The following is a 15,825-nucleotide window of genomic DNA, read 5'->3' on the forward strand; positions in this document are numbered from 1 at the left end:
TCGTAATGAATTACGTGTTCACTCGTTGAGACTTGGTATTCATTTATTGTCCGAAGACATTAAGAATCCATGTCACTTTGAGTGCCCACACAGATTGTCTGATAAATTGTTAAAGAGCAGTTGCAACTGCGGCTTTCAGCTCACCGTTGCGAGGTCCCGTATATTACGTTTTCCTCATTCAGAGTCAAGCGTTTATTTTCACTTTTCTCTGTTGGCGTTCATCTCTGAACCCCGCTAACCCGGCGGCTTGTAAGCCGTTGTTCCGTGTCAGTGGAGGCGCATTATAGGGAGTTCTCAGACGTTGACAACCCCTCTTTTGAAAAAAACTTTCAACCGTCTCTTTTTTGCTCAAAACCGTGCTACAACGCTAGTTTTTCGAGCGTTTCAAAGCCGTAACGACGTAAAACGGGTAAAAGTTGTTCAGTCTCTTTTGTTATCGCCATACAAAAAGCGATATTGGCATCGGTAGATTTTGCATCTGGCGCTTCATGTTCAAGCAGCCAGGCGGTACGACGCGCAATTGCCGCACCGGAATCCACCAGCCGAGTCCCCTCTGGCAGAACCGCCAGAAGTTCTTCCTGTAAAAGAGGGAAATGGGTACATCCCAGAACAACGGTGTCCGGCGGCTCCGGCATCCGCAGCCACGGACGCAAAATGCGGCGCAGCTCTTCCAGCGGAACCGCGTGTCCATGCAACTTCGCTTCCGCCATTTCGACAAGTTCTGCAGAGCCGAGCATCGCAATCTGGCATTCATTAGCAAAGCGGTCGATCAGCTCACGTGTATAAGGACGCTTCACCGTGCCGCGCGTAGCCAGCAACCCGACAATCCCATTTGCCGTCAGACGTGCAGCCGGTTTAATTGCAGGTACTACACCCACAACCGGGAACGGGAACTTTTCGCGTAATGCGGGAAGAGACACCGTACTCGCCGTATTGCAGGCAATCACGGCCAGCGCCAGAGGGTAGCGCTTTTGAACGGCAGTCACGATTTCAAGGACACGCTCAACAATAAACGCTTCGCTCTTTTCACCATAAGGGAAAGCGACGTTATCGAAAGCATAGATGTAATGGAGATTCGGCAGGAGATGCCGAATCTCATCATAGACCGAAAGCCCACCGACGCCGGAATCAAACACCAGCACGGTGGGACGCGGATCAGAAGGTGTAGCTGCCAGACAAGGTGTATTCCCGTCCTGCAGTTTGATAGCCATAAACTGTCTCGTAATCTTTATCGAACAGGTTAGCTATTTTACCACGAACTGTCAGGTGAGAGGTGACAGGATATGAAACTGCGACATCCCACAGACTTACACCGCCCATTTTCACACGTTCTGACGAATAGGTATTCGGATCGATAGCAACGTCATAGCGGGTTCCCAGGTAGCGGTACGCAACGTTCCAGTCGAGGTCCCATACCTGCCAGTCCATCTGATACTTAACCTGCTGCTTAGAGCGGCGAGCCAGTACTTCGTTGGTTTTCGCATTACGCGGGTCAACATAATCATAAGAAATCTGATGACCTACCGGTCCGGTATCGAACTGCGCCGTTGCTTCCACACCTTTAATGCGCGCTTCGTCAACGTTGTAGTAACGATACGTATGCGGATCGCTGCTAATCAGATTATCAATGTCATTGCGATAACCAGTAACGCGCCAGTTGACCGGCCCCGTCAGACCTTCAAAGCCACCTTCCCATTGCTTACTCTCCTCCGGCTTAAGGTCCGGATTACCGTAAGAAGCGCTGTGGATCTGACTCATGGTCGGTGCTTTAAACGCAGTACCGTAGGAGGCAATCACGCGATAGCCATCCACAAACTCCCACGCAGCGCTGGTTTGCCATGTTCCGTGGTTGCCAAAGTTGGAGTTATCATCATTACGCGCTGCTGCTTCAAGCGTCACGCTATTGAACTGCTGCATTGCAGACAAGAACACGCCAGTATTGCGCTGCTCGTAGCCTTTATCCAGATAGCCCGTGCCCGCCTGGGTTTTCTGCTTCTGCCAGTCCAGACCCGCGCCGATATTCCCGTGACCCACTTCAACGGTGTTCAGCCACTGCGTCGTGTACTGCTTCACGTCGTCCATGGTTGCAGAATCAGCGTAACGCCCTTTTTTCGGGTCATAGTTCTGATCTTTACTGCGGCCGTAACCTGCCACCAACTGCGACTGGAAAATCCCCTGGTTATAACGCAGGCCTGTATCCCAGTTTTGGCTGTAGAGCTGGCGGGTATCCGGGCGTCCATCAACCATAAAGTTTGCGTCGTAATGATCGTAGCCGTCATACGCCGTGCGGTTGTCATAGCCAAAACCACGGAAAAAACCGCTTACGCTGTCGGTAATTTGCTGTTCCACCGAGCCGTACAGTGACTTACTCATAAAGCCGTCACGATCCGGCTGGCGCGGAGCATCTTTTGCACCGATATCAAAACCGCGGGTATAGGTATAGTTACCTGCCATGGTGATTTTGGTTTTATCCAGTACCTGCTGGAAGGAGCCATCATAGGTCTGGTAGCCCTTAGACCCCACACCCGCAGATATTTCTGCCCCTGGCTTATCGCGCCCGGTGATGATGTTGATTACACCGCCAATCGCGTCGGAGCCATACAGAGCTGAACGTGGGCCACGAATGTATTCAATACGCTGAATCAGGGAAGTCGGGATTTGGCTCAGGTCAGGAACGTTGCTGATCCCTGCATTATTCAGAGGGATACCATCGATCAGCACCAGAACATGACGGGATTCAGTCCCGCGTATAAAGGTAGAAGAGGTCGCGCCCATACCACCGCTTTGCGCGATATCCACGCCCGGCAGTCGTGACATGATTTCAACAACGCTCTTTGCCTGCCAGCGTTCAATATCTTCACGCGTCACAACAGATGTCGGAGCCAGAACGGTTTTTGCTGGTTGCTCAAAACGGTTTGCCGTCACCACCAACGAGTCTGCGCTATCCTGCGCCCAGCCCGAAAATGCCGTGACGAAAAGCGCCGTCAACAGCGATACTTTTTTAATCATTGTAAAAGCATCCACAATATAAGAAGGATGCCGCAGGCCTCATCTATAGCACGCGATGATGAAACCAAATGCGACGTGATCCCGGCAGGTCTTCGGGCTAGGTGGCGTTTAATGGATGAAGACTTCCCACTCGCGTCATCCTTCAAGCCGCCTTGATGCAACTTGAATGATCTTGCGTGTATATAGCAGTGTCTACAATTCTCATCCCGCCAGTCTTTACCGCTGCGCGTCAGCTCCAGATTTACACTGGATTCCCTTTTCACTCTCAGGAGACCGGAAACAGAATGCTACAATTAGACACGTATAGATGTCCAGATAGCTATTAGCCATTAAATCTGGACATCCCCTGAACAATGCCTACAATCCCCGCGTAATTCTTTATCACTCAGGACGCATCATGACCCCCGAACACCTCCCGACAGAACAGTACGACGCGCAGCTGGCAGAGAAAGTTGTCCGCCTGCAAAGTATGATGACGCCTTTCAACGCGCCCGTTCCCGAGGTGTTCCGCTCGCCAGTCAGCCACTACCGTATGCGTGCGGAGTTCCGCATCTGGCATGATGGGGACGACCTGTACCACATCATTTTTGATCAGCAGACAAAATCCCGTATCCGCGTAGATAGTTTTCCGGCGGCAAGCGAGCTGATTAACCAGCTGATGACCCTCATTATGGATGGCGTGCGCAGCAACCCGGTGCTTCGCAATAAGCTGTTCCAGATTGACTACCTGACCACGCAAAGCAATCAGGCGATTGTCTCCCTGCTGTATCACAAAGCGCTTAACGACGAGTGGCGCGAGCAGGCAGAAGCCCTGCGCGATGCCCTGCGCGCGCAGAATATCAACGTTCACCTGATTGGCCGTGCGACCAAAACCAAAATCATGCTCGACCAGGATTACATCGATGAGCGTCTGCCGGTGGCGGGTAAAGAGATGATTTATCGCCAGGTGGAAAACAGCTTTACCCAGCCGAACGCCGCCATGAACGTGCAGATGCTTGAGTGGGCGCTGAAAGCAACAGAAGGGTCAACGGGCGATCTGCTTGAACTGTACTGCGGTAACGGCAACTTCTCACTGGCGCTGGCGCGTAACTTCGAGCGCGTGCTGGCCACTGAAATCGCCAAACCATCGGTTGCTGCCGCGCAGTACAACATCGCGGCTAATCATATCGACAACGTGCAGATCATTCGTATGGCAGCAGAAGAATTTACGCAGGCGATGAACGGCGTGCGTGAGTTCAATCGATTACAGGGTATCGACCTGAAGAGTTACCAGTGTGAGACGATTTTTGTCGATCCGCCGCGCAGTGGCCTGGACAGCGAAACCGAGAAGATGGTGCAGGCATACCCGCGTATTTTGTATATCTCCTGCAACCCGGAAACCCTGTGCAAGAACCTGGAAACATTAAGCCAGACGCACAATGTTGAACGTCTGGCTCTGTTCGATCAATTCCCGTATACGCACCATATGGAGTGCGGTGTACTGCTCACGGCAAAATGATCCAGTCCCTGTAGGGCAGGTAAGCGAAGCGCCACCTGCCAAAAAGCCGGATGACGCTTCGCTTATCCGGCCTACAACACTCTTCTCTACTCCGGCAACTGGCTCTTACGGCCACGCATCCGCGAGCCAATCCAGAATACCAGCGCCACAGACAGCACCGCCGGCAGGAAGTTTGAGCCGATATCCGGGTACTCTGCGCGTACCACAGTGCTGTACAACAACACGCCTAAAATAAAGCAGGCAGCGGCAAGACCCGGCAACCCCACAGGCATGGTGCGGTTCAGATAGCGTTGATGCAGACAGTACACCGTCAGCACCAGTGCAATTAGCGGGAAAATTGAGAATGGAACGATAGAGCTGAAAACAGCCGAAAACGTGCCATTAATTGATAAGCCAGCGATCAATGCCAGCAACAACGTACCCTTATCCTGACCTGACTGTTTCATTACTCACCCTTCACTCATCGGTTTGATGTGCCAACTTTTCTTGTTCACGGCGATACCAGTAATATGCCCCTTTGGAGATCATCCTGAGTTGCAATACCAGTCGCTCTTCGAGCTGCTTGCGCTGTTCAACGCTCACATCCAGTGCTTCGGCACCCGCACTGAAGACAATTGTCACCATCGCCTCGGCCTGCGCTTCGGTGAATGCACGCGGCATATGGTTTTCGAGTTCAAGATAGTCGGCAAGTTCCGCGATGAAATGCTGAATTTCACGCGCGACTGCGGCACGAAATGCGGCCGATGTCCCGGAGCGTTCACGCAACAGCAGGCGAAACGCGTTGGGGTTATTGCCGATAAATTCCATAAAGGTCGATACGGACGTGCGGATCACGCTGCCGCCTTTTGCGATACGCTGACGTGCCTGGCGCATCAGCTGGCGCAGCATCAAACCACTCTCATCGACCATGGTCAGGCCCAGTTCATCCACATCACGGAAATGACGATAGAAGGACGTTGGCGCAATCCCGGCCTCGCGTGCGACTTCGCGCAGGCTCAAACTGGCAAAACTTCGCTCAGCACTCAGTTGACTGAATGCGGCTTCCACCAGCGAACGCCGGGTTTTCTCTTTTTGTTGTGCTCTTACGCCCATCACGATAGTTGAATCCTTCCAAAGGCCTGATGGCACTATACCAGAGAATAAAATTAATCTGTTTGCCTGGCTTTGTGAATGATTGTTTACGCGCGGTTTGTGCTCCACTGCCCGAAAAAAGCACAACGATAATTGGGTTACTCTGGCAATGATGTTATGATTCTGTTGCTTTTATGTATAAGAACAGGTAAGCCTTGCCATGCCACACACCTACGATTACGACGCAATAGTTATTGGTTCCGGCCCCGGCGGCGAAGGCGCTGCTATGGGACTGGTGAAACAGGGAGCCAGAGTAGCGGTCATAGAGCGCTACCATAATGTTGGCGGCGGTTGCACCCACTGGGGCACCATCCCTTCCAAAGCCCTCCGCCATGCCGTTAGCCGTATTATTGAATTTAACCAGAACCCTCTTTACAGCGACCACTCCCGACTTCTTCGTTCTTCCTTTGCCGACATCCTGAATCATGCGGATACCGTCATTAACCAGCAGACACGTATGCGTCAGGGATTTTATGAGCGTAACCACTGCGAAATTTTGCAGGGCAACGCGCATTTTGTCGATGAGCACACCCTGGCGCTCGAATGCCATGACGGTTCGGTTGAAACCATCACAGCTGAAAAATTCGTGATTGCCTGCGGTTCGCGCCCGTACCATCCGGCCGATGTCGACTTCTCGCACCCACGCATCTACGACAGCGATTCCATCCTCAGCCTGCACCACGAACCACGCCATGTCATTATCTATGGCGCAGGGGTAATTGGCTGCGAATATGCGTCGATCTTCCGGGGTATGGAGGTCAAAGTTGACCTGATCAACACCCGCGATCGCCTGCTGGCCTTCCTCGACCAGGAGATGTCGGATTCCCTCTCGTACCACTTCTGGAACAGCGGTGTGGTGATTCGCCACAACGAAGAGTACGAGAAAATCGAAGGCTGCGATGACGGTGTGATCATGCATCTGAAATCCGGCAAAAAGCTGAAAGCCGACTGCCTGCTGTATGCCAACGGCCGTACCGGTAACACTGATTCGCTGGCGCTGGAAAACATCGGGCTGGAAACCGACAGCCGTGGCCAGCTGAAGGTCAACAGCATGTACCAGACTGCGCTGCCGCACGTTTACGCGGTGGGTGACGTGATTGGTTATCCAAGCCTCGCGTCAGCGGCCTACGACCAGGGGCGCATTGCGGCTCAGGCGCTGGTGAAAGGCGAAGCAACGGCGCACCTGATTGAAGATATTCCAACAGGAATTTACACCATCCCGGAAATTAGCTCAGTCGGGAAAACTGAACAGCAACTGACGGCCATGAAAGTGCCTTACGAGGTGGGTCGTGCGCAGTTTAAACATCTGGCGCGCGCGCAAATCGTGGGAATGAGTGTGGGAACGCTGAAGATTTTGTTCCACCGCGAGACGAAAGAGATCCTCGGTATTCACTGCTTTGGTGAACGCGCGGCGGAAATCATTCATATCGGCCAGGCAATAATGGAGCAAAAAGGTGGTGGTAACACCATCGAGTACTTCGTTAACACCACCTTTAACTACCCGACCATGGCGGAAGCCTATCGGGTAGCGGCACTAAACGGTCTGAACCGTCTGTTTTAACGCACTGTCAAAATGGCCATCCATGGAACCACGGATGGCCTCAGCCAGCTGCTCATAGCGGCTGCGCAGTGGCGATCCCGGGCGATAAACCAGGCCAATGGTACGACGCGGCTCTGGTTTAATGCACGGCAGATAGACCACACCATCACGTTTACGCTCGCGCGGAACAGCCAGCGCAGGCAGCAGTGTGATACCACTTCCCGCCGCCACCATGTTACGCAGTGTTTCCAGACTGGTTGCGCGGAAATGGGTATCTTCATCCGCACCGGCCTCAAAACAGAAGCCCATCGCCTGATCGCGCAGGCAGTGACCATCTTCCAGCATCAGCAGCTTTTCACCGGCCAGATCGGCCATCGGCACGCGATCGCGGTTCGCCCACGGGTGATCTTCGTAGATCGCCAACATCATCGGCTCATCAAACAACGGCACCTCAATAAAAGCTTCGCTCTCTTTGACCAGCGCCAGAATCGCGCAATCGAGCTTACCGCTATCTAACTGCGCCAGCAGCTGATGGGTTTGCGCTTCATGCAGATACATTTCGAGTTTCGGGAATGTCTGGTGCAGCATCGGAATGATGTGCGGTAACAGGTACGGGCCAACGGTTGGGATCAGGCCAATATGCAGTGGGCCCGACATCGCTTCCCCCTGCTGGCTTGCCATTTCCTTGAGCACTTTGACCTCGCGCAGCACAGTACGCGCCTGATCCACCAGCAAAAGACCTGCCTGGGTGAACAGTACCTTACGACTGGTGCGCTCCAGCAGCATGACGCCCAGCTCATCCTCCAGCTTGCGGATCTGACCGCTCAGCGTGGGCTGGCTGACGTGGCAGGAATCTGCCGCGCGGCGAAAATGACGGTGCTCGGCTAACGCTACCAGGTATTCAAGATCACGAATATTCATTATTCATCCTCCGTCGCCACGATAGTTCATGGCGATAGATAGCATAGCAACGAACGATTATCCCTATCAAGCATTCTGTTGAATAATACACCACATAGACAGGGCGGCACGTGTTTGACCCTTGACGTCCCCGCCACCGTCTGACGAGTTTCTCTCAAAACTCGAACAACTAAAGCCAACGTGAACTTTTGCGGACCCCGTGGTCCGCATTTTTTTTGCGTAAAAAAGCCCGGCGCTAAGCCAGGCTCCGTTTTTCTCCCTCTCCCTGTGGGAGAGGGCCGGGGTGAGGGCACCAGCCCGCACTATTCAAACCAAATTAAACTAACCGGTTTTTCGCATCCGCAATCGCCTGTGCAACCTGCTTAGGCGACACGCCGCCTTTCGCCGCACGCTTATCCAGGCAAGACTGCAACGCCAGAATCGGATAGACATCATCCCCGATAACCGCGCTGAATTTTTGCAGGTCGGTAAGCGTCAGATCTTCCAGCGGTTTACCCTGACGGATCGCTTCCACTACCGCCTCACCCACAATATGGTGCGCTTCACGGAACGGAACACCTTTCGCTACCAGGTAGTCCGCCAGTTCGGTGGAGTTGGCATAACCCTGCTGTGCAGCTTCCTGGCAACGCGGGCGTTTCACCTGAATACCATCCAGCACCAGTGCGCCCATATGCAGGCAGTCCAGCCAGGTGTCGAGCGCGTCAAACAGCCCTTCTTTGTCTTCCTGCATATCTTTGTTATACGCCAGCGGCAGCCCTTTCAGGGTCATCATCATGCCGGTCAGCGCACCCTGCACACGGCCACACTTACCGCGGATAAGCTCCAGCGCATCCGGGTTTTTCTTCTGTGGCATCAGGGAAGAGCCAGAAGTTACACGGTCAGACAGCTCAACAAAGCCAGCTTCACCAGAGTTGAAGAAGATCAGATCCTCTGCGAAACGCGACAGGTGAACCATGCCGATAGAAGCATTGGACAGCAGCTCCAGCACGTGATCGCGGTCAGACACGCTGTCCAGGCTGTTACGGGTGGCAGAAGCAAAGCCCAGCCAGCCTGCCAGCTGTTCACGATCGATTTCATACGCTGTACCCGCCAGCGCACCGCTACCCAGCGGGCTCACGTCCAGACGTTTCAGGGTATCCTGAAGACGGCTTTCATCTCGTGCCAGCATTTCTACATAGGCCAGGCTCCAGTGCGCAAACGTCACCGGCTGGGCACGTTGCAGGTGGGTGTAACCCGGCATGACCGCATCCTGGTTGTTCTGTGCAGTTTCCACCAGTGCAGCCTGTAACTGACGGTTTGCTGCCAGCAGCTCCACCACGGTGTCTTTACACCACAGTTTCAGGTCAGTCGCGACCTGGTCGTTACGGCTACGGCCGGTGTGCAGCTTTTTACCCAGCTGACCGACTTTATCGATAAGCTTACCTTCCACCCAGCTATGGATATCTTCGGCATCGCTTTTCAGGATCTGCTGCGGGTCCAGACGTACCTCTTCCAGCAAGTTGTTCAGCGCTTCTTCCAGCTGCTGTTGCTCATATGCGGTCAGTACACCTACGGTAACCAGCGCTTTGGACCAGGCCACAGAGCCGACGATATCTTGTTCGGCCAGGCGGTAGTCGAAGCGCAAAGAGTCGTTAAACTGTTTGAACCGTTGATCCGCTGCCTGTGTAAAACGCCCACCCCAAAGTGCCATAACATGCTTCCTTAATATCTTTGATTTTCATTGCCCGGTGGCGCTGCGCTTACCGGGCCTACAAAACAATAAATCGATTACGCCAGAATACGCGTGCCAATCGGCGTGCCGTTAAACAGCGCCGGGAGTTGCTCCGCGTGACGCCAGGAGGCGATATCCACCGGGCGACCGAGCGTGCGGGCAGCATCCAGCGCTGCGTTCACTTTCACGATCATGCCGTCGGTAATAATGCCCTGCGCAATCAGCTGTTCGGCTTTCGCCGCCGTCATTTCCGCAATACGCTGGCCTTTACCGTCCAGAATACCGCTCACGTCAGAGAGCAGGATCAGGTCTGCACCCAGGGTTGCCGCCAGTGCGGTTGCCGCCTGGTCTGCATTCACGTTCATCAGCTCACCCTCTTCGGTGACACCGATTGAGCTCACCACCGGCAGGAACCCCCCTTCCAGCAGCGTGTTAATCAGCTTAGGCGAACCTGGCTGTGCCAGTCCAACATGGCCGAGCTCTTCATCGAGCTGGGTCACTTTTACGCTATCGCCATCGCCCAGATAGAGGCCAACGGAGGCGATATGGTGTTTCTTCGCCCATGCCAGCAGCGTTTTGTTCGCCGTACCTGCCAGCGCACCGGTAATGATGTCAATCTGATCGGCAGGCGTGACGCGCAGGCCATTTTTCTTTTTCACCGGCAGGTTGAGCCCTTTCATCAGCTCATCTACCACGCAGCCGCCGCCGTGGACAATCACCAGCGGACGTTGGTGTGATTCACGATAGTTAACCAGTGCGGTAAAAAGACGCTCCAGCGCTTCTTCGCTGTCCAGCAGTACACCACCGAGCTTGATAATTAATGGGTTCATCATCACACCTTAAATAAGAGACTGCGTTTCAGCGAAGCCAAAACGAATGTTTGCACACTGCATTGCCTGGGCGGCAGCGCCTTTGAGTAAGTTATCTTCTGCGGCGACCACAATCAGGTGTTCGCCCTGCACGGCAAAGCCGATATCGCAGAACGGCAGACCGACCACGTTTTTCAGCGCCGGAACGCCTTTTTCATACAGACGCACCAGCGGTTTGCCAGCGTATGCCTGAGTAAAGACCTCGTTCACCTGTTCTTTGGTCACACCCGGTTTCAGGCGACAGGTAATGGTTTCGAGGATCCCACGCGGGAAGCTGCCCAGGTGCGGGGTAAAAATGACATCCGCGCCCAGATGGGTGGTGATTTCAGGATGATGACGGTGATTAAACACGCCGTACGGCTGGAGGCTCACTTCGCAGAAGCTATTGGAAATGGCCGCCTTACGCCCTGCACCGCTCACGCCACTGGTGGCGTTGATCACCGGCCACTGATTCAGATCCAGCAGGCCTGCGTCGATCAAGGGCTTCAGGGAGAGTTGCGCCGCCGTTGGGTAGCAACCCGGCACGGCAATCAAATCCGCTTCTTTCAGTTTGTCTGCACTCCACTCCGCCAGGCCATAGACCGCTTTTTCAAGCAGATCCGGGTGCTGATGGGTGAAACCGTAATATTTTTCGTAGAACGCGCCATCATTAACACGAAACGCGCCGGAGAGGTCGAACACGACACAACCGGCCGCCAGGAATTGCGGCGCCAGGTCGTGGCTGACTTCGTGCGCCGTGGCTAAAAACACCACGTCGACGCCGTCGGTGAACTCGCTGATGTCAGACATCGGCTGCAAAGGCATATCGACAATGCCTTTAAGTTGCGGATGTAAATCGGAAATTAACTTTCCTGCATCATTGCTTTGCGCTGACACGGTCAAAGCGGTTATGGTCATATGTGGATGGCGATTCACGTAGCTTACAAGCTCTGCGCCCGCATAACCGCTAGCGCCTACAATCAGCGTATTCAACATCGGGTTCCTTTATGCTCAACGTTAATGTATTTTTATTCACATTTATTGCATGAATATTGATACTATCACGACCTAAGGTGTGTCAACAATGAAAATGAACTTACCGCCATTTATCGAGATTTACCGCGCCCTGATCGCCACACCGTCCATCAGTGCAACCGAAGAAGCGCTGGATCAGAGCAATGAGTCTTTAATCAATCTGCTGGCGGGTTGGTTTAGCGATCTTGGGTTTAACGTTGAGGTTCAGCCTGTCCCCGGAACACGTCATAAATTTAACCTGCTGGCCAGTACCGGACACGGCGCGGGTGGGCTGCTGCTCGCAGGTCATACCGACACCGTTCCATTTGACGACGGCCGCTGGACACGCGACCCATTCACCCTGACCGAACACGACAACAAGCTTTACGGTCTGGGCACTGCCGACATGAAAGGGTTCTTCGCTTTTATCCTCGACGCGCTGCGTGACGTGGACGTGACAAAACTGAAAAAACCGCTCTATATTCTGGCGACCGCCGATGAAGAAACCAGCATGGCGGGCGCACGTTATTTCTCTGAAAACACCTCTATTCGCCCGGATTGCGCCATCATCGGCGAGCCAACGTCTCTGCAACCCATTCGTGCGCATAAAGGCCATATCTCTACCGCAGTACGTGTTCTGGGCCAGTCTGGCCACTCCAGCGATCCGGCGCGCGGCGTGAACGCCATTGAGCTGATGCACGATGCTATCGGCCACATCATGCAGCTGCGTGATTCCCTGAAAGAGCGCTATCACCATGATTCGTTTACCGTTCCTTACCCGACGCTGAACCTCGGTAGCCTGCACGGCGGGGATGCCTCTAACCGTATCTGCGCCTGTTGCGAACTGCATATGGATATTCGCCCGCTGCCGGGTATGACGCTGAGCGACCTGAACGGTTTACTGACAGAAGCCCTGGCGCCGGTAAGCGAACGCTGGCCTGGCCGCCTGACGGTTTCCGATCTGCATCCACCGATTCCGGGCTACGAGTGCCCGCCGGATCACCAGCTGGTCGAAGTGGTGGAAAAACTGCTTGGCGAGAAAACCGATGTGGTGAACTACTGCACCGAAGCGCCGTTTATTCAGACCCTGTGCCCAACGCTGGTTCTTGGCCCTGGCTCCATCAACCAGGCCCACCAGCCGGATGAGTATCTGGAAACCCGCTTTATCAAACCTACCCGCGAACTGATTACCCAGGTTGTGCATCACTTCTGCTGGCATTAATGACCTTTCCCCTCTCGAATGAGAGGGGAAAATCTCGCGATCTTCGTCACATTCCCATAAGCATCACTTATCTGACGCGAAGCGAATTAAATTTCGTAAATTACCCACATTTATTCGTTTGCTGAACCGTTTTCGCAGCAATTGACGACAGGGGTTTTACGTGGCTTTATAAAGGGAGATGACAAAATATTGTCCAAAAGATTTTCGATTGGGCATAAACAAAAATGATGGGGTGACTGGGTTTTTATGAACGAACAATATTCCGCGTTGCGTAGTAATGTCAGTATGCTCGGCAAAGTGCTTGGAGATACCATCAAAGATGCGTTAGGGGAAAATATCCTCGACCGCGTTGAAACCATCCGCAAGCTGTCCAAATCTTCCCGTGCAGGTAACGAGGCCAATCGTCAGGAGCTGCTTACCACCTTGCAGAACCTGTCTAACGATGAGCTGCTGCCTGTTGCACGCGCATTCAGCCAGTTCCTGAACCTGGCGAACACCGCTGAGCAATACCACAGCATTTCGCCAATGGGCGAAGCTGCCAGCAACCCGGAAGTTATTGCCCGTACACTTCGTAAACTGAAAGACCAGCCAGACCTCAACGAAGCGACCATCAAAAAAGCGGTGGAGTCGCTCTCTCTGGAGCTGGTACTGACCGCTCACCCAACCGAGATCACCCGTCGTACGCTCATCCACAAAATGGTGGAAGTGAACAACTGCCTGAAGCAGCTGGAAAACAAAGACATCGCCGACTACGAACGTAACCAGCTGATGCGTCGTCTGCGCCAGCTGATTGCCCAGTCCTGGCACACTGACGAAATTCGTAAGAACCGCCCAAGCCCGGTCGATGAGGCCAAATGGGGCTTTGCGGTGGTGGAAAACAGCCTGTGGGAAGGTGTTCCTAACTACCTGCGCGAACTGAACGAACAGCTGGAAGAGAACCTGGGCTACCGCCTGCCGGTGGATTTTGTGCCGGTGCGTTTCACCTCCTGGATGGGCGGCGACCGCGACGGTAACCCGAACGTGACCGCAGAGATCACCCGCCACGTGCTGCTGCTAAGCCGCTGGAAAGCGACCGACCTGTTCCTGAAAGATATTCAGGTGCTGATCTCCGAGCTGTCGATGGTTGAAGCGACACCAGAACTGCGCGAACTGGCCGGTGAAGAAGGTGCCAGCGAGCCGTATCGCTATCTGATGAAAAAGCTGCGTGGTCAGCTGATGGCAACTCAGGCCTGGCTGGAAGCGCGCCTCAAAGGCCAGCGCCTGCCGAAGCCGGAAGGTCTGCTGAGCCAGAACGAACAGCTCTGGGATCCGCTGTATGCCTGCTATAAATCCCTGCAAGCGTGCGGTATGGGCATCATCGCCAACGGTGAACTGCTCGACACCTTGCGCCGCGTGAAGTGTTTCGGCGTGCCGCTGGTGCGTATCGATGTTCGTCAGGAAAGTACCCGTCACACCGAAGCGCTGGGTGAACTGACCCGCTACCTGGGAATTGGCGACTACGAAAGCTGGTCCGAGGCCGACAAACAAGCCTTCCTGATCCGCGAACTGAATTCCAAACGTCCTCTGTTGCCGCGCAACTGGGAACCTAGCAACGAAACCCGCGAGGTACTCAACACCTGTAAAGCGATCGTTGATGCACCGAAAGGATCGGTGGCGGCCTATGTGATCTCGATGGCGAAAACGCCATCAGATGTGCTGGGTGTTCACCTCCTGCTGAAAGAAGCCGGTATCGACTACGCCCTGCCAGTAGCACCGCTGTTTGAAACCCTGGATGACCTGAACAACGCCAACGATGTGATGACGCAGCTGCTGAACATCGACTGGTATCGCGGCTTTATTCAGGGCAAACAGATGGTGATGATTGGCTATTCCGACTCCGCAAAAGACGCGGGCGTGATGGCGGCATCCTGGGCTCAGTACCAGGCGCAAGACGCACTGATCAAGACCTGTGAGAAAGCCGGTATCGAACTGACCCTGTTCCACGGTCGTGGTGGTTCCATTGGCCGTGGCGGTGCGCCAGCTCATGCGGCACTGCTTTCTCAACCGCCGGGTAGCCTGAAAGGTGGCCTGCGTGTAACGGAACAGGGTGAGATGATCCGCTTCAAGTACGGTCTGCCGGAAGTCACCATCAGCAGCCTGTCGCTCTATACCAGCGCCATTCTGGAAGCCAACCTGCTGCCACCGCCAGAGCCGAAAGAGTCCTGGTGTCATATCATGGATGAGCTGTCAGATATCTCCTGCGATCTGTACCGCGGCTATGTGCGTGAAAACAAAGACTTCGTGCCTTACTTCCGTTCAGCGACGCCTGAGCAAGAGCTGGGTAAACTGCCTCTGGGTTCACGCCCGGCCAAACGTCGCCCGACCGGTGGCGTGGAGTCTCTTCGTGCTATTCCGTGGATCTTCGCCTGGACGCAAAACCGTCTGATGCTGCCAGCCTGGCTGGGTGCCGGTGCGGCCCTGCAAAAAGTGGTGGAAGATGGCAAACAGAGCGAGCTGGAAGCCATGTGCCGTGACTGGCCGTTCTTCTCCACGCGTCTTGGGATGCTGGAAATGGTCTTCTCCAAAGCCGACCTGTGGCTGGCGGAATACTACGATCAGCGTCTGGTGAAACCTGAGCTGTGGGCGCTGGGCAAAGAGTTGCGCGAACTGCTGGAAGGCGACATCAAAGTGGTTCTGGATATCGCCAACGACTCGCACCTGATGGCAGACCTGCCGTGGATTGCCGAGTCTATCCAGTTGCGTAATATCTACACTGACCCGCTGAACGTTCTCCAGGCTGAGTTGCTGCACCGTTCCCGCCAGGCCGAAGAGGAAGGTAAAGAGCCTGATCCTCGCGTTGAGCAGGCGTTGATGGTAACAATTGCAGGCGTTGCGGCAGGGATGCGTAACACCGGCTAATGCTTGATACCAGGCGGCGCTGCGCTTGCACGG

The 15,825-nt window shown here is 54.2% G+C and carries 12 protein-coding genes and 1 riboswitch; of the genes, 4 read left to right on the forward strand and 8 right to left on the reverse strand.

Features of this window, described 5'->3' with window-relative positions:
- Nucleotides 1-359: 359 nt before the first annotated feature.
- Both murI and btuB read right to left on the reverse strand, forming a co-directional pair.
- Nucleotides 360-1,211 carry a glutamate racemase gene (gene murI, locus F3J30_RS21155; RefSeq protein WP_166718487.1) on the reverse strand — a complete coding sequence of 284 codons (852 nt, stop codon included), beginning with the start codon at nt 1,209-1,211 and terminating at the stop codon, nt 360-362.
- Nucleotides 1,156-3,009 (reverse strand): TonB-dependent vitamin B12 receptor BtuB, encoded by a 1,854-nt coding sequence (gene btuB, locus F3J30_RS21160; RefSeq protein WP_166718488.1) that lies wholly within the window; start codon nt 3,007-3,009, stop codon nt 1,156-1,158. Before btuB ends, murI begins: the two co-directional genes overlap by 56 nt.
- Before the next feature lie 65 nt (nt 3,010-3,074).
- Nucleotides 3,075-3,302: riboswitch (cobalamin riboswitch) on the reverse strand.
- A 104-nt stretch (nt 3,303-3,406) separates the two neighbouring features.
- Between btuB and trmA the strand changes: the two genes are divergently transcribed.
- The gene (trmA, locus tag F3J30_RS21165) at nt 3,407-4,507 is read left to right on the forward strand and encodes a tRNA (uridine(54)-C5)-methyltransferase TrmA (RefSeq protein WP_166718489.1); all 1,101 of its coding nucleotides are present in this window, start codon (nt 3,407-3,409) and stop codon (nt 4,505-4,507) included.
- 86 nt (nt 4,508-4,593) lie between these two features.
- On the opposite strand, the gene F3J30_RS21170 is transcribed toward trmA, so the two are convergent.
- On the reverse strand, nt 4,594-4,953 hold the full coding sequence (locus F3J30_RS21170; RefSeq protein WP_166718490.1) for a YijD family membrane protein: 360 nt from the start codon (nt 4,951-4,953) through the stop codon (nt 4,594-4,596).
- A gap of 10 nt (nt 4,954-4,963) precedes the next feature.
- Nucleotides 4,964-5,602 (reverse strand): HTH-type transcriptional repressor FabR, encoded by a 639-nt coding sequence (gene fabR, locus F3J30_RS21175; RefSeq protein ID WP_014072319.1) that lies wholly within the window; start codon nt 5,600-5,602, stop codon nt 4,964-4,966.
- 196 nt (nt 5,603-5,798) lie between these two features.
- On the opposite strand from fabR, the gene sthA reads away from it, so the two are divergent.
- Nucleotides 5,799-7,199 (forward strand): Si-specific NAD(P)(+) transhydrogenase, encoded by a 1,401-nt coding sequence (gene sthA, locus F3J30_RS21180; RefSeq protein WP_014072320.1) that lies wholly within the window; start codon nt 5,799-5,801, stop codon nt 7,197-7,199.
- On the opposite strand, the gene oxyR is transcribed toward sthA, so the two are convergent.
- The 4 genes from oxyR to argC form a co-directional block, all read right to left on the reverse strand.
- Nucleotides 7,173-8,099, reverse strand: coding sequence for a DNA-binding transcriptional regulator OxyR (gene oxyR / locus F3J30_RS21185; protein ID WP_014072321.1), 927 nt, complete (start codon nt 8,097-8,099; stop codon nt 7,173-7,175). The genes sthA and oxyR overlap by 27 nt on opposite strands.
- 316 nt (nt 8,100-8,415) lie before the next feature.
- Nucleotides 8,416-9,789: an argininosuccinate lyase gene (gene argH, locus F3J30_RS21190; RefSeq protein WP_166718491.1), complete on the reverse strand. Its 1,374-nt coding sequence runs from the start codon at nt 9,787-9,789 to the stop codon at nt 8,416-8,418.
- Nucleotides 9,790-9,866: 77 nt separating this feature from the next.
- The gene (gene argB / locus F3J30_RS21195; protein WP_098946274.1) at nt 9,867-10,643 is read right to left on the reverse strand and encodes an acetylglutamate kinase; all 777 of its coding nucleotides are present in this window, start codon (nt 10,641-10,643) and stop codon (nt 9,867-9,869) included.
- A gap of 6 nt (nt 10,644-10,649) precedes the next feature.
- Nucleotides 10,650-11,654, reverse strand: a complete 1,005-nt coding sequence (gene argC, locus F3J30_RS21200) for an N-acetyl-gamma-glutamyl-phosphate reductase (protein ID WP_166718492.1) — start codon at nt 11,652-11,654, stop codon at nt 10,650-10,652.
- Between the two features lie 88 nt (nt 11,655-11,742).
- Between argC and argE the strand changes: the two genes are divergently transcribed.
- Both argE and ppc read left to right on the forward strand, forming a co-directional pair.
- Nucleotides 11,743-12,894, forward strand: a complete 1,152-nt coding sequence (gene argE, locus F3J30_RS21205) for an acetylornithine deacetylase (RefSeq protein ID WP_014072325.1) — start codon at nt 11,743-11,745, stop codon at nt 12,892-12,894.
- Nucleotides 12,895-13,140: 246 nt separating this feature from the next.
- Nucleotides 13,141-15,792, forward strand: coding sequence for a phosphoenolpyruvate carboxylase (gene ppc / locus F3J30_RS21210; RefSeq protein WP_166718493.1), 2,652 nt, complete (start codon nt 13,141-13,143; stop codon nt 15,790-15,792).
- The last annotated feature ends 33 nt before the right edge of the window (nt 15,793-15,825 follow it).

It is taken from the genome of Enterobacter sp. Tr-810 (assembly GCF_011752765.1).
Taxonomy (GTDB): domain Bacteria; phylum Pseudomonadota; class Gammaproteobacteria; order Enterobacterales; family Enterobacteriaceae; genus Enterobacter; species Enterobacter soli.